This window comes from Arthrobacter sp. ES3-54 (assembly GCF_029504395.1).
Classification (GTDB): domain Bacteria; phylum Actinomycetota; class Actinomycetes; order Actinomycetales; family Micrococcaceae; genus Arthrobacter.
Genome location: NZ_JAQFIF010000002.1, coordinates 460,076 through 473,875 on the forward strand (window position 1 = coordinate 460,076; position 13,800 = coordinate 473,875).

12 protein-coding genes and 2 pseudogenes are annotated in these 13,800 nt (G+C 64.0%); 4 read left to right on the forward strand and 10 right to left on the reverse strand.

The window, feature by feature from the left end; all coding sequences use genetic code 11:
- Window positions 1-112: 112 nt before the first annotated feature.
- The 9 genes and pseudogenes from M2428_RS05330 to M2428_RS05370 all read right to left on the reverse strand — a co-directional run bounded on the left by M2428_RS05330 (window position 113) and on the right by M2428_RS05370 (window position 9,125).
- Window positions 113-1,942, reverse strand: a complete 1,830-nt coding sequence (locus M2428_RS05330; protein WP_277524382.1) for a tyrosine-type recombinase/integrase — start codon at window positions 1,940-1,942, stop codon at window positions 113-115.
- A 259-nt stretch (window positions 1,943-2,201) separates the two neighbouring features.
- On the reverse strand, window positions 2,202-3,332 hold the full coding sequence (locus tag M2428_RS05335) for a tyrosine-type recombinase/integrase (RefSeq protein ID WP_277524383.1): 1,131 nt from the start codon (window positions 3,330-3,332) through the stop codon (window positions 2,202-2,204).
- Window positions 3,333-3,400: 68 nt separating this feature from the next.
- A pseudogene (locus tag M2428_RS05340) lies at window positions 3,401-3,898 on the reverse strand (ParB/RepB/Spo0J family partition protein); the annotation flags it as partial.
- 588 nt (window positions 3,899-4,486) lie between these two features.
- Window positions 4,487-5,029, reverse strand: a pseudogene (locus tag M2428_RS05345) (recombinase family protein); the annotation flags it as partial.
- Between the two features lie 101 nt (window positions 5,030-5,130).
- Complete coding sequence (locus tag M2428_RS05350; protein WP_277524385.1) at window positions 5,131-5,301, reverse strand: hypothetical protein; 171 nt, start codon at window positions 5,299-5,301, stop codon at window positions 5,131-5,133.
- A gap of 285 nt (window positions 5,302-5,586) precedes the next feature.
- Window positions 5,587-7,023 (reverse strand): carboxylesterase family protein, encoded by a 1,437-nt coding sequence (locus M2428_RS05355; RefSeq protein ID WP_277524387.1) that lies wholly within the window; start codon window positions 7,021-7,023, stop codon window positions 5,587-5,589.
- 19 nt (window positions 7,024-7,042) lie between these two features.
- Window positions 7,043-8,386: a replication-associated recombination protein A gene (locus tag M2428_RS05360; RefSeq protein WP_277524388.1), complete on the reverse strand. Its 1,344-nt coding sequence runs from the start codon at window positions 8,384-8,386 to the stop codon at window positions 7,043-7,045.
- Window positions 8,383-8,742, reverse strand: coding sequence for an MmcQ/YjbR family DNA-binding protein (locus M2428_RS05365; protein ID WP_277524390.1), 360 nt, complete (start codon window positions 8,740-8,742; stop codon window positions 8,383-8,385). Before M2428_RS05365 ends, M2428_RS05360 begins: the two co-directional genes overlap by 4 nt.
- On the reverse strand, window positions 8,739-9,125 hold the full coding sequence (locus M2428_RS05370; protein ID WP_277524392.1) for an MmcQ/YjbR family DNA-binding protein: 387 nt from the start codon (window positions 9,123-9,125) through the stop codon (window positions 8,739-8,741). The genes M2428_RS05365 and M2428_RS05370 overlap by 4 nt, the downstream gene beginning before the upstream one ends.
- 74 nt (window positions 9,126-9,199) lie before the next feature.
- Between M2428_RS05370 and M2428_RS05375 the strand changes: the two genes are divergently transcribed.
- Complete coding sequence (locus M2428_RS05375) at window positions 9,200-9,793, forward strand: TetR family transcriptional regulator (RefSeq protein WP_277524394.1); 594 nt, start codon at window positions 9,200-9,202, stop codon at window positions 9,791-9,793.
- The gene (locus M2428_RS05380) at window positions 9,786-10,715 is read left to right on the forward strand and encodes a zinc-binding dehydrogenase (protein ID WP_277524396.1); all 930 of its coding nucleotides are present in this window, start codon (window positions 9,786-9,788) and stop codon (window positions 10,713-10,715) included. Before M2428_RS05375 ends, M2428_RS05380 begins: the two co-directional genes overlap by 8 nt.
- A 249-nt stretch (window positions 10,716-10,964) precedes the next feature.
- Here M2428_RS05380 and M2428_RS05385 read toward each other — a convergent pair whose 3' ends face one another.
- Window positions 10,965-12,077 carry an IS110 family transposase gene (locus M2428_RS05385; protein WP_277524544.1) on the reverse strand — a complete coding sequence of 371 codons (1,113 nt, stop codon included), beginning with the start codon at window positions 12,075-12,077 and terminating at the stop codon, window positions 10,965-10,967.
- Window positions 12,078-12,804: 727 nt separating this feature from the next.
- On the opposite strand from M2428_RS05385, the gene M2428_RS05390 reads away from it, so the two are divergent.
- Both M2428_RS05390 and M2428_RS05395 read left to right on the forward strand, forming a co-directional pair.
- Window positions 12,805-13,275 carry a MarR family transcriptional regulator gene (locus M2428_RS05390; protein WP_277524398.1) on the forward strand — a complete coding sequence of 157 codons (471 nt, stop codon included), beginning with the start codon at window positions 12,805-12,807 and terminating at the stop codon, window positions 13,273-13,275.
- An 89-nt stretch (window positions 13,276-13,364) separates the two neighbouring features.
- Complete coding sequence (locus M2428_RS05395) at window positions 13,365-13,778, forward strand: ester cyclase (protein ID WP_277524400.1); 414 nt, start codon at window positions 13,365-13,367, stop codon at window positions 13,776-13,778.
- Window positions 13,779-13,800: the final 22 nt, after the last annotated feature.

A 13,800-nucleotide genomic window follows, 5' to 3' on the forward strand; every position in this document is an offset into this window, starting at 1 on the left:
ATGGCATGGGTGACGGGATGATGGGCGATGACGACCTTAGACAACCGTCACCGTCGCCGGCCTCATACTTCCCTCGCCGCGGCCGGGCTCTATCCCGCCAAACGGGACTGTCTCAAATGGAATCGGGCTGTTCATCAAGGTCGCTGAGAAGCTGAATAATGCGGCGTTGTGTTGCCTGGTGCCGTTCGACTTCGCGGGGCCAGCCGCGGATCTGGGCGTCGGTGATGAGTTCTTCCTCGCGCTGCAGCCGTATCCGGAGTTTCGGGGCGTATTCGCTGGTCGTGAGGAACTTCGGGCACGAGAGCATCAGTTCGCATTCACAGGGCCCTTCCGCCGGCAGCCGGAGGCAGTGGCCGAGTTCGAGTTCGGTTTTGAGGAAGTTGCTTTGCAGCCAGTGGATGGCCTGGTCATCGAGGCGGCCGCTCAGGAGAGCTTCGGCTGCCGGGCCGGCGATGCGGTTTCCCGACGCCAGTGCGTCTTCATACTGCCGCCGGACTTCGGGGTCGGAAATCCGGCTGTAGATCATCGACATGGACGCGCTCTTGTGCCCCAGGATCGTCATGATGGTCTGGATTCTCGCTCCTCCTTCGGCGAGCTGGGTGCCGAGGGTGTGGCGGAGCCTGTGCGCGCTGACGGTCCGGGTCCCCTTGGAATCGACGAGCCCGGCGGCTGTGCAGGCTTTTTCGAAGGCGTCATCGAAAAGCGTGGCTGAGGACAGGAGCCGGCCTTTGCGGATGAAGACGTAGTCCTCGAGCCGCCCGGTGGTGGGGTCGTGCCGGGGTGCCGCTTTCCTGGTTTTGGCGTGGTTGATTGCTTCCTGCAGTGCGGCGGCCGCGTCGGGGTGCAGCGGGATCAGGCGTTCGGTGTGGCCTTTGCCGACGGGGATCCGCAGCCTGGGGTGGCCGCTGGCGTAGGTGTCCAGGCAGTCACAGGTCAGCCGCCGGATCTCGTCCCTTCGGGCGCCGGACCATCGTAGGAGCAGCAACGCGGTCCGCTGCAGCGGATCGGTGAGTGCACCGATCGCGGCCATCAGGGCGTCCAGCTCGTGTTGGGGCAGGTAGCGGGGAACGGTCTCCGGTCTGCGGGGCGCGTCTCGTGCCGTTAACAGCGGCCTGCCAGGAACGTCGTCCCAACCCCAAATTCCGGTGTCGCGGCAAAACGTGCCGATGGTATTGATTTCGTGTTTGCGGGTCGTTGCCTGCAAGGGTTGGCCGGTGGTCTGACTCAGGTAGGAGGGCAGCCAGCGTAAGTAGTCTTCGATCAGTGCCCGGTCCAGCTGTGCAAGGGAGGTGACGTGCGGGTGTTCGCGTCCCAGCCAGTTCACGAGCCGGCGCAGTCCCTCCCGGGCTATCCGGACGGTTTGCGGACGGTCAAACTGCGCCTCGAGCCGGACAGTGAGGTAGCGTTCGACCACGGCCCGGATCAGGGGCGGGCAGGGTTCGGGCAGCAGGTTCTGCTCCCAACCGACGCGGCGTATCGTCCCTGTCATTGGTGGATCCTTGACCTGACTGATGTTGAACAGCAGGACGTGCAGGGAATGGACCTTCGCCAGATGCGCTCTGATGAAACGTGCGCCGGCGTCCTCTCCGGTCATTTGCCAGGGCGACTTCCGGTAAAGCGCAGCGCGCAACTGTTCAAAGTCCTCCCGCTCACCAAAGACGCGGATCCGCTCAGCAAGATCGAACAAGTCCCCGGCTGTAATGGCTGTGATGTCAGGGTCGCCACGGGACAAGACCAACCGTCCAATGGCCCAAGTGAGGTTGGAGCGGGAAGACTCGGCGCTGTACCCCAATTCCAACAGTCGGGTTGCATGACCGTCAATCAGATCCAGATCCACGCCCAGTCCCCGTCCGCCGCCCTCGACGCTGAAGAGCCGCGCATACTTGCGGACGAACAAGAAGTCATGATCCATGGCGATGCCGCGCACCAGGGCCAGATACACGAGATAGCCGCTGGCACTGAACGTACCAGTACGCCCGGTCGCACGAAGAGGGCCACCTGTAAAGCCAGCCCTGACAAGGAGGGGCGCCTGGAACCACGCATCTAAGTCGGGCCATGCCCGGACGAATCTGCGGTAGGCGGCGATCCGCTCATACCGGGCGGCCTGGTTAGGAACGAACGCGTTGACCCACGCACCGTACTCCGCCTCTGACGCGTGCCTGCGGGGTAACGGAAGAGGAGACCGCTCCAGTGCGCCGGCTTCAGAATTCACTTAAGGCTCCCAGCGCGGTGCGGTACTCGTCACGGACCTGGGCGTCCGAGACTCTGGTATAGATTCGCGTGGACTCCGGTGATGCGTGGCCCAGACGTCTTTGGAGCGCCAGCTCCCGCATGCCGGCCTCCCACATCAGACTCGCATGGGTATGGCGCAGCGCATGCGGTGTTTTATCCGGTGTCCGAAGGCCGAGCCCATCCAGGCGGCGGGAGAACATCCTCACCAACGCGGCGTAGGACAGCGATTCACAGGCCCTGGACCCGTGCCCGCCCACCAGGAACACAAAGGGGCTCACGGACCTGGACGGGCGTTCCCGCAGGACATATCTGTTGACAGCATCGAGGGTTCGGGGCTCCAGCACATCGACGACGCGCTCCTGCCGGGACTTTCCTCTCGTCCCGCCAGGGTGGTCATCGCGTTTGCGGACCGTCACCCGCCGGCGGCCATAGGAAATGTCTTGAAGGTGCAGACCCAGAACTTCGCCGGGACGCAGACCGCCGTCGAGCATCAGCAGCACCATGGCCAGATCCCGCAGGCAGGTCATGCTCTCCAACAGCGCCTCGACAACGGGTTCGGCAAGCGGCCGCGGTAGCCGCAGCGGCAGCTTGACCCTGATTTGCCTCCGGACCGGCTGCTGTCTGCTCGCACCGCCCGTGAACGGGCGGTGGCGCTCAGCCACCCTGGCCAATGCCTGGTCGGGCTGCCGGCGCATCGGGTTCTCCGCATCGAACAATTCGGCGACAATGGCCCACTCATAAAAGCTCGACACAGCCGCCAACACGCGGGCAGCGGTGGCCGCCGCCAGGACCCGCCCCTCAGATCCGGTCACTGCCAGACCCAGCCGCTGCGCCGGCCGCCGACTCGGACGCTTCCTCAACCACCCCAGGAAATTCAAGGCAACGGCAGGCCGGAAGTCCTGCCAGTCCGTGCCGGTCTCGTCCAGGAACTCGAACAAATTCTTCAAATCGAACCCGTAGGCAGAAGCGGTATTCGGGCTCCCGCCGGAGTCCAGGATGTGCTGCAGAAACCTGCACACAGGCGCCACCACTGCCCCGTCCCGGCCATGAAGCGCCACCGAGGAAATCACCCCGGATGATCTGGTCGTTACAACCCGCATCTGCGTCACCTTTCCAGTGCAACATTCGCGAGCCTCACCTGCGGTGAGGCTCGCAGTGTCCACATAACTTCAAATTCGGCCATGATGAGCGCTTCATCGATGGTGTATCCCTTGCCCAGGGCGGCGGCCCCGGCGTCGGAGGATTTGGCCTTCAGCGCGCTCTCGACCGTTGTTTTGGTCCGTCCGGTCTTCTTGGCGATCGCGGCGGCTGAGACGCCGATCAGGGACAGCTGGTGGTAGGCGTCGGCTTCGTCCGCTTCGGTCAGTTCCGCGCGCTGGATGTTCTCCACGACCTGGGTCACGATGCGTTCGGCTTCCTCGGGGGACTCGATGATCATCACAGGGATGCTGGTGCGCCCGGCTTCGACGGCGGCGCGGGTGCGGCGCTGTCCCATCAGGACATGCACGGCCCCGTCGTCCTTGCGGTGGGCGATGACGGGTTCCATCACGCCGTGTTCCTTGATGCTGGCAATGAAATCCGGGGTCAGGGCGGCGTCTTTGCGGACGTTGATGTCCACGGTCAGGGTGGCCGGATCGAGCATTTCAAGGGTGGGTGTGGTGTTCATGGTGTTGCTCCTTTTGCAGAGGATTTCGGTGGGTGGGCGGCTCAGGTGACCGGCCAGCTTCCCCTCTCCCCCAGACGCTTCTATGTCTGTCAAGCGGGTGGAAACGGGTGCGGGCGCGGACCTAGTCGCTTTGCCGGTGGCGGGGCGGTTTAGGTGACCGGCCAGCGTCCCCTCTCCCCCAGTTGTTTTGGCTGCTGGCGAAGCTTGCGGAGCTGTGCCCGACGGAGGCCTGTCTACCCTTGGGCAAGGGCCGGGAAATTCCCGGAGGAAATCAGCGACGCAGGAGCGCCGGAGGGAAATTCCCGGCATGCAGGCCCCGGAGTTCACGGAGGGGCTAGACGGGCCGGAGCGGACACGTACAATCCGTCAGGACAGCAGCCAAAAACAGAAAAACGCTTTTACAGCCCGAGCGGAGCGAGGACCGTTACACAGCGCGCAGCGCTGTGCGCCACCGGAGTCCGCGGGCGCTCTCCATCCAGTCAAGGACACCAGCATTTTGAGGCACTGCTCTTTCACAGCACCCACCGCTCCCACTCCCGCAACCCATTCGGGCGTCAACGCTGGCGCGATATGGCGTCCTTTGTGGGGCTAAATGGCATCCTGCTGGCCGGCAAGGGCTCGTGACCGCCTATAGAAAGTTGCTCGGGACATTCCTAGGTCCCTGGCAACCTGCGCCGCGGGCTCTCCATCTTTGACCAATCGGACAGCATTCTGAATTTGGCTGTCGGTGACCCGGCGGGGCCGGCCACCAAGACCGAGACCCGCCTGGCGACGCTTGTTGATGGAATCCGTGACGCGTTCGCGCTTGATCTCATGTTCCATCTGCGCGAGGGCAGCCATAATCGTGAACAACATGGACCCCATCGGTGTCGCCGTGTCGACATCGCCTCCGCCCAGGTTCAGGACGCGCAGGCCCGCGCCCCTGCTGCGGAGTTCATCGGCGAAGGAGAGCATGTTCTGGGTGGATCGCCCAAGCCTGTCCAGAGTTGTGATGACGAGGGTGTCGCCCTCCATTAGTGCGTCGAGCGCTCGATCGAACTGTGGCCGTGACGCGCGCGCTCCGGAGACGCCCTGGTCGATGTACAGGTCATCGCGTCGGACGCCGGCGGCCAATAGGTCCGCCTGCTGCCGCGCTCGGCGTGGCTCCGCCCACTTGTAGCAGAATCGGGGGTTTGTGGTACGTCCGGAAGACAGAGCTCTCCCTACCGATGGAGGGGTGCGATTTTTGAGCGCTACTTCTTGGAAGCAGCCTTCGCCCGCTGCATGCGAACGACGCGGCGCGCAGCCTTGTCGCTCAGCACCGGCAGCACGTGTCGGATCGCGATCGCGAGGATGTTCATCGCGAGAGCGAAGCCGACCGCGTACGCGGCGACAGCGGGAATCTCAATCGACAGCTGGGGCATGAAACCTCCACCGTTCGATCTGTCAGCATTCAGCTGACTCTCGGCACGCGCAGGGTGCGCGTGTCGAGGACTATGGGCCTCGGGCTCGAGGCGGAGCTGCCGCTACCGGCATGCTCGTTTCCAGAAGCGCGCCGGAGGCGACAGGACATCTGGGCATAAAAAAACCGGCCCGAAGGCCGGCGAATTTTCGCGCACAATGAACGCAGGTCGATCCTGGCACATGTTCCCGCTCACGGCAAGGCCTCGCCGGGGTGTGAATGAGACAATCCCACCCCGGCGAAGCAGCTACGGCCGGTTGACCCCCGAGAACGTCTCGACAACTTCCTCCGCGTGGGCGGCGGCGTCGTAGGGCATGTCGCCGATCCCCTTGACGGCCGGCACCGTGGTGACGGGCTCCCACAGTGCACCGGTGTCCCCGGACGCGAGTGCGAGCAGCGCGTCACGGACGAAGTTGTCGCGGACGATCTGCGCGTCGCTGGCGCCGGGCCGGGTCTGGCCAACGATGCCGTACATCTCGATGCCGTGCACGGCGGGCGCTCCCTCGACGGGGCCGACCGACAGCAGGTGCGCGTTTCCGCCGGCGGCGGCGTGCGCGAGCGCGCCGCGGGTCTGCGGCAACGTGAAGGAGAAGTCGGTGAGCAGCGCACCGCGGACCTCGACGGGTGTGCGTCCGTCGACGTCGTAGACGGCGATGATCTGGCGGGCGCGGCTGCGCGGGATGCGGTTCCGGTTGGCGAACTCCGCAACAAGGGCGTCGATGCTTCCGGGGTCGAAGTCTTCGGTCCTGTGGAGGACCCAGTAGTCGGTCTCGTGGGTGGCGCTGCTGAAGAGGATGTCGACGTCCCGGTGCTGACCGGACTCGAGGACGTGCATGGGATGGTCCGTGAGGACACCATTCGGCTGGGACCGGTCATCCACGATGGCGATAACGTCGTTGTCGACGCCGTGCGCGGCACCAGGGTCTGAGGACTGCGACTTGGCCATTGCCTCGACAAGCAGGTTCGCGTCCACGGTGAGGAGCTGCTCGGGGTCGTCCTGCAGGCCGAGTGCGGTGAGGATGGTGTGGGCGCGTTCCTCTGCGCCCCACGCCGGCACCTGGCGTGATGGCATACCGGAGAACGCGGCCAGGCGATGGTAGAGGCCCTCGGCGGATGGGGCGGCGAGGAGGCTGAGGGCGGAGAACGCGCCGGCGCTGTGGCCGGTGACCGTGACGTTGTTCGGGTCGCCGCCGAATTGGGCGATGTTGTCCTGTACCCACTGCAGCGCGGCGATGATGTCCTTCAGGCCCAGGTTGGTCGCTTCTGCGAGTGCGCCGCCGTATTGGGACAGCGACAGCCACCCGAACGGACCGAGTCGGTAGTTGAGGGAAACGCTGATCGCACGTCCGGTAGCGGCGAGACCCGATGCGTTGGAGGTGGTCTGGGTGTTCGCGCCGAGCATCCACCCACCGCCGAAGATATACACGATGACCGGGAGAGGCTTGTCGCTGGCGTCGACGGGTGCCCAGACGTTGAGGTTCAGGCAGTCCTCGCTAAACCCATTGTCGGCCTCGAGCCAGCTGGTGTCCCCGGCCTGGAGCGGCGCAGGTCCCTTCTGGTCGTAGGGCAGGTCAGGGTCGAAGGGCCTGACCTTCGGGCTGCGGAAGCGGTCGGCAGTGGCGTACGGGATGCCGAGCCACGAGCGCACTGCTGCGCCCTGTTCGGCGGTGTCGGTGTTGGTCATGCGAGAGGGTCCCTTCTGGTCAGGCGTCGTCTGCGGCTGTTGAGTCGTCAGCAGTGGTCGAGTCATTGGCGGCCTCGCGGTCGGATCGCAGCTGCGCCCAGTGGCGGAGCCGCTCCGTGATCGCTCGTTCGTAGCCGCCGGTGGTGGGTTCGTAGAACGTTTCCCGGGGCATGCCTTCGGGGAAGTAGTTCGCGCCGGAGAACCCGGTGTCGGCGTCGGGGTCGTATTGGTACCCCTTGCCGTAGCCGAGGTCCTTCATCAGCCGGGTCGGAGCGTTGAGAATGTGCGCCGGCGGCATCAAGGAGCCGGTGCGTCTCGCGGCTGCGTGAGCTTTGTTGAAGCCGCGGTACACGCCGATCGATTTCGGTGCGGTCGCCAAGTAGAGCACCGCCTGCGCAATCGCGAGTTCACCCTCGGGTGAACCGAGGCGTTGGTACACGTCCCACGCGGCGAGGGCCTGCTGCACAGCTCCTGGGTCTGCCATGCCGATGTCTTCCGTGGCGAACCGGGTGATGCGGCGGGCGATGAACAGCGGGTCCTCGCCACCGTCGAGCATGCGGGCCAACCAGTACAGGGCTGCGTCGGGGTCGGAGCCGCGCATTGACTTATGAAGGGCGGAGATGAGGTTGTAGTGACCCTCCTGTGCCTTGTCGTACAGCGGCGCCCGCTTCTGCACCGCCGCGGCGAGAGCAGCCGAGTCGACGGGCGCGGGCAATGTCTGCACCTGCTCGATCATGTTCAGCAGGTACCGCCCATCCCCGTCCGCCATCGCGAGGACAGCCCGGCGGGCATCGTCGTCAAGGGGCGATGGTGCACCCAGGAGTGTCTCGGCGCGTCCGACGAGCGTGCCGAGAGCCGCGGTGTCGAGGCGATTCAGGACGAACACCTGACAGCGGGACAGCAGGGCGCCGTTGAGCTCGAAGCTGGGATTCTCCGTAGTCGCGCCGACGAGGACGATCGTGCCGTCCTCGACGTAGGGCAGGAACGAGTCCTGCTGGGCCCGGTTGAACCGATGGATCTCGTCGACGAACAGCAGCGTGCCCTGCCCGAGCTCTCGACGTCGCTGCGCTACCTGGAAGACCTTGCGGAGGTCTGCGACGCCGGAGAACGTCGCCGACAAGGGCTCGAAGGCGAGGTTGGTTTGCTCGGCGAGGAGCCTTGCGACGGTGGTCTTCCCACAGCCCGGAGGCCCCCAGAGAACCATCGAGACCAGCCGTTGCGCAGCCACCATGCGCCCGATCGGAGCGTCTTCTGCGAGCAGGTGGTCTTGCCCGACGACATCAGCAAGTGTGCGGGGACGCAACCGGTCGGCCAAGGGCCGGGAAGCGTCGTCCACCTCGAACAGGGACGGCGGCTCGTTCACGAGTCCGCGTCCGGGTGGTGTCCGTCAGCGAGGTCGTAGGAGCCGTGCACCAGATTTTCGATCAGTCGCTTCGTCACCCCGGGTCCCGGACCGACGGAGATCCAGTGGCGCTTATCGAGGTAGCGACCGGGCGTGATCGAGTCGTGGTCGCGTCGGAGCGCGTCAGCGTGAAGCGGGTCCGCCTTCACGGTGATGATTTGCAGGTCCGGGTCGTCCTGGGTGACGATCAGGAACACTTTTTCCCGCACCTTCCACACCTCCAGGTGTGGCGTGAACGGCCGACTGGTGCTGACGTGCTCGAGCGCTGCGGCCGCATCCCGGGCGGTTTGCTGGATCTGCTCACCGGAGAGGATCACTGGTCGTGCCTGCCGAAAGTCGCCGGGTCCACAGGGCGCTTAGCGTGCGGCAGGCCCTCCACGACGAGGAGATAAGACTCGGTTATCAGGTCGTCGACGAGCTGCTTTCGAAGGTCCCCTCCGGGATGCAACGTGATCCAGTGCTGCTTGTTCATGTGATAGCCGGGGGTGATGTCCTTTTGCTGCTCTCGAAGAGCCTCCCCATCCTCCGGTGCAGCCTTGATGATGACGATGGGTTCGCCGGTGACTTCGGTCAGCAGCATGAACACCTTGTCGCGGACCTTGAACACTTCCCACTCCGGGCCGAAGGGATGCTCGAGTCCGGCACCGGGAAGCTCCTGCGCCCGTGCTCGAGCCTGCTCCTGCAGTTTGTCGTCGTTCACGCGGGTTCCTTCCTTGGACTAATCTGGATTCAGTACGTACCAGTGTACGCACTTAATCAGACATCGGAGGAAGCATGCGCCGCGGGAAACCGAATGACCCAGGACGCCGGTCGCGAATCTTGGAGTCCACCCTCGACGTGATCAAGACCGACGGGATCAGTGCGGTGTCGTATCGGGGTGTTGCCGCGCATGCCGAGGTGCCGCTCGGGTCGATGACGTACTACTTCCCCACCCTCGAGGGCCTCATCTTGAGCGCTTTGGACTCGACCCGCAGCGAGCTCGAGCCCCGGTATGCCGCCCCGCTTCGTGATGCTCGCAGCCCCGCCGACGTCGTCGACGCTCTCGTTGACGCGACGATCGGCTCGACCAGCCCGAGCCTTGCCGACATCCGCCTCTACGAGGAGATTCGTCACTACGGCGCGCGGGACCCGAAAGTGGCTGCCGTGCTCCAGGCAGTCGAGGACGATTCCCTCGTGATGCTCCAGCCCGTCGTTCCCACCAGCATCGCCCTCGCCATCAACGCGCTGCTGTGGGGCTGGTGGAGTCACCGCCTGGCGCACCCCGACACGTCGCTCGACGAGGCAACAGTGCGCAGACCCTACGAGGCGATCGTTGGACTCGCCGCACCCGATCACCCATTCCACACGAAAGAGCAAAACCATGCCTAAGACAATGCGAGCCGTCCGGCTGACCGGTCCCGTCGCTCCCCAGGAGCTCACCGTGACGGAGGTGCCGCTTCCAGCGGTCACCGCGGGACAAGTCCGCATCCGCGTGCGAGCGTTCGGCATCAACGAGTCCGAAGTCACCAGCCGCAAGGGGGAGTCCGGCCCCGACTTCTCCTTCCCCCGCATCCTCGGCATCGAAGCCGTCGGCGTCGTTGATGCCGTCGGCGACGGCGTCAACCTGGTTCCAGGGCAGAAGGTCGCCACGATGATGGGTGGCCTCGGCCGCACCATCGACGGCAGCTACGCCGAATACACCGTCGTCGACGCGGCGAACACGATCCCCTTCGAAACCGACCTCGGGTGGGACATCGTTGGTGCGCTCCCAGAGATGCTGCAAACCGCCCACGGGTCGCTAACAGCCGGCCTCCACCTGCAAGCCGGCCAGCAGGTGCTCATTCACGGCGGCACCTCTACCGTCGCTCGAGCGGACCTGCTGCACCACGTTGGCGCCGACCATGTCGTGACCGATGATGACACCCTCCCGGGCGCTGTTCGCGCGATCGCGACGGAAGGTCTTGACGCCGTCCTCGAGTTCGTCAGTGCGGCGGCGCTCCCGGACATGCTGGCCCTGGCGCGTTCCGGCGGCGTCGTCTGCTTCGTCGGCGCTCTCAGCAGTGAATGGACCATCCCGGACTTCTCACCGTTCACGATCCCCAACGGCGTCCACCTCACCAGCTACGCAGGTGAAGCAGCCGACCTCTCCGCTGACGCTCTGAGCAGGTACCTCGGCGCCATCGAAGCCGACACTATGCGCATCATCATCTCCGACACTTACACCGGACTCGACCAAGTCGCTGCAGCCCACCAAGACTTCGACTCGACCCACCGCGTCGGCAAACGAGTCGTCGTCATCCCGGGACGGTGAACCCACCACAAGCATTCGCGAGCCGCTGTTCTCGAGCGTGGCGTGCGACGTCACGTCCTACGCGTCGGAACCAACCCGTCAGCGTCCTGACGACACGCAGCGAGGCCAGAAAGGCGACACCGAACGGCGCTGCTCACAAGTCAGGATCCTACGGAACAGAGCCAGTGAGACGTCTCGTATGCCAAGCGTTTCGAGACAGATAGGTTTCGAGACACCAACTCGGACTAGGAACGCCCGCAAGGTGATCCTTTACCTGACACCACCTGAACCGTCTGCCCCGGCAACGTGGGACGGGGCCGGTTCCGCGGTGGCGTATAGGGAGTTGAGTTGGCGGTAGAGGATTCGGGCGATGTAGCGCTTGAGGGATCTGCGGATTTCGCGGTAGCTGCGGCCTTCTTGAGTGCGCTTGGCGACGTAGTCCCGTGTTCCGGGGTCGTGGACCATCCGGGTCATGGTGATGGTGTGCAAGGCTCGGTTGAGGCGCCTATCACCACCCCGGTTGAGCCTGTGCCGGACAGTGTTACCGCTTGAGGCCGGCAAGGGATTCACCCCTGCCAGCGAGGCGAAGGCAGCTTCGCTGCGAACCCTTCCTGGATGCGACCAAGCTGTCAGGACAGCAGCGACCGTGACAGCCCCGACGCCCACCATCTCCAACAGCGGCGCGGCGGGGCTTTGCTGGATCAGCTCTGTCATGCGCTTCTGGTTCGCCGTCAGCTGAGTGGTCACTTCGAGAACGCGGCGCGCCAACCGAACCGCTTCCTCCCGCGCGATCGATAGTTCGATCTGCTCTTGTCGTTCCCGCCATCTGGTGATCGTGGCAATCTGGGCGGGAACCAATGGTTTACGAGCGTCGATTCCAAGATCATGTGCCCGGAGTAAGGCGATGAGTGCATTGACATTCACCGTTCGTTCCCGGGTCAACTGATCCCGGGCAGCGCTCAAGATCCTGAGTCCGGCACGAGTTCCTTCATCCCGACGCGGAGCTCGGAGCTGGGACTCCTCTAAGCCGATGACAGCGGTTCCGATGGCGGCGGCGTCCAGCGGGTCAGATTTGCCGATCGCCCGGCGCCCGCGGGCGTTCATCCGTGGAGCTTCGGCGACGTCATAGCCGGCGTCGGCTACTGCCCTGGCCAGACCTGCCCCATAAGAGCCGATACCCTCAACGGCCCATAGACAGGCCATATCGCCGTCTGTCCGTCGGCCTACCCAGGCAAGTGCGCGGGAAATCCCTGCCGAGGTGGTCGGGAACTGCTCGCACGCGACCCGTCGCTTGGTATTGGCCTCGATGATGGCGTGCGTGTGTGTGCGGACGTGGCAGTCCACGCCGATGACGAATGGGCGGGTCTGCGCAACGATGGTCAACGCGGCCACCCTCCTTCCTTTCGAACGGGCAAGACTGGTCGCATCACGACCGGCACTGACCTGGGAAGAGTCACTTCGAGGCAATACTGTGATGAGCCACAACCGCAGGGGCTGGGCAAGCTTCTAATCAAGCCACCGACGTGGGACAGGTCAACGCCGGCCGCTCCACCCAGCGCGGACAAGTCGGGGGAAACGCACCCTCAAGGGGCAATTGTTTTTTCGAGTCACGCGCCAGCAGAACAACCGGCATCAACACTGCCAGCTAGTCCCAGACCGGCCACCGCAAGACTCACAGTTGTTTTTTGGATTGCTGGCAAGCTCGCTTGCTCGGCGGCCGACCGAGCCCTGTCTACCCGCAGGGCAAAGGGCAGGAAATTCGTGGAGGAAATCAGCGACGCAGGAGTGCCGGAGGGACATTTCCTGCACCGCAGGCCCCGGAGGAACGGAGGGGCTAGACGGGGTGGAGCGGACGCCTAGAATCCGGAGGAATCTCAATGATGTTGTCAACGGATATTGGTGTGCCGCTCCGGCGTCCCCGCCGGTGGCTGGGAGGTTGTCCGGGCCGTCGGAAGGCGCCCTGGGCATCGCCATGTCCGCGGCAAGGTCCATCGGCACCTACTTCTCCGCCAGATACCGGCGCATCGCTTCCCGACGCGGACCCGTCAAGGCATCTTTATTAGCTTCCTTGGAATTAGGTTCCATGGAAACAAAGTGCTAGGCTCCTTTTATGAACAAGGGCGTCGAAACCTGGTCTCTATACCCTCTCTTCAGCGAACTGACTCGATTGGAAACCGAGCTGTGGGACGCACTCGATAGCAGTCTGCGCAAAGAACATGGCCTCCCGATGAGCAGATTTGAACCGATGGCCGTCGTCGATCGCCTAGGTGCGTGCCGGGTTTTCGATGTGGCTTCGGCTCTTGCGATTACCATCGGAGGCACGAGCAAGCTCATTGACCGGATTGAAGAGGCCGGATATTGCCGTCGGAGAAATAACCCAGTCGATCGCCGGTCCTCCCTCATCGAGCTAACGGCGGACGGGCGCATTCTGCTGGAACGGGCCAGGAAGACGGTTGAAGCCGAGCTGGATCTGCGGCTGAATCCTGTGCTTACCGAGCAGAAAACGGATGATCTCGTGGAACTGCTAGGCCGGCTGCGAAATGCCAGTCGCTCGGCAGGGGCTGCAGAGCGACCGAGCTGATGTGCTTGCGCGGGCCTGAGGTCATCATCCAATAGCCACTAACCAGCGGTGTATGCCGTAGCCAACTAGAGATGTAAAGGAAGCAGCAAATGACTGAAGAACTACGTGGACGCATGGACCGTTTCGTTGAATTCATCAATTCAGCCGACGAGAAGATTGGTGAGGAGATCATCTCACCGTCGGCCACGTTCCACGTGCCCTTTCTGCCCGAGCCGGTGCAGGGTCCAAGCGGCTATCTCGAAATCATCGGGATAATGCGACAGGCGTTTCCCGACGTCCAGTGGTCACTGGAGGAAACCATCATTCAAGGAAACGCGGTAGCCGCACGGTTCATCCTGCGTGGCACACACCGAGGGGACTTCCTCGGCGTATCTGCAACAGGCAAACCGATCCAGACGCAGGCAATGAACATCTATCGATTCACAAACGGTCAAATCATCGAAGAGCACGGTCTCCCGGACCTCTTCGGACTAATGATGCAGATTCGGCCGATCGACGCCTAGAGGACCCCTGCAGTCATTGGAG

What these genes read in the sequence shown, in the direction of transcription:
- M2428_RS05335 (WP_277524383.1), bottom strand. Translation starts at nt 3,332, where the DNA reads ATGCGGGTTGTAACGACCAGATCATCCGGGGTGATTTCCTCGGTGGCG.
- M2428_RS05390 (WP_277524398.1), top strand. Translation starts at nt 12,805, where the DNA reads ATGAACAAGGGCGTCGAAACCTGGTCTCTATACCCTCTCTTCAGCGAA.
- M2428_RS05380 (WP_277524396.1), top strand. Translation starts at nt 9,786, where the DNA reads ATGCCTAAGACAATGCGAGCCGTCCGGCTGACCGGTCCCGTCGCTCCC.
- M2428_RS05350 (WP_277524385.1), bottom strand. Translation starts at nt 5,301, where the DNA reads ATGCCCCAGCTGTCGATTGAGATTCCCGCTGTCGCCGCGTACGCGGTC.
- M2428_RS05355 (WP_277524387.1), bottom strand. Translation starts at nt 7,023, where the DNA reads ATGACCAACACCGACACCGCCGAACAGGGCGCAGCAGTGCGCTCGTGG.
- M2428_RS05395 (WP_277524400.1), top strand. Translation starts at nt 13,365, where the DNA reads ATGACTGAAGAACTACGTGGACGCATGGACCGTTTCGTTGAATTCATC.
- M2428_RS05375 (WP_277524394.1), top strand. Translation starts at nt 9,200, where the DNA reads ATGCGCCGCGGGAAACCGAATGACCCAGGACGCCGGTCGCGAATCTTG.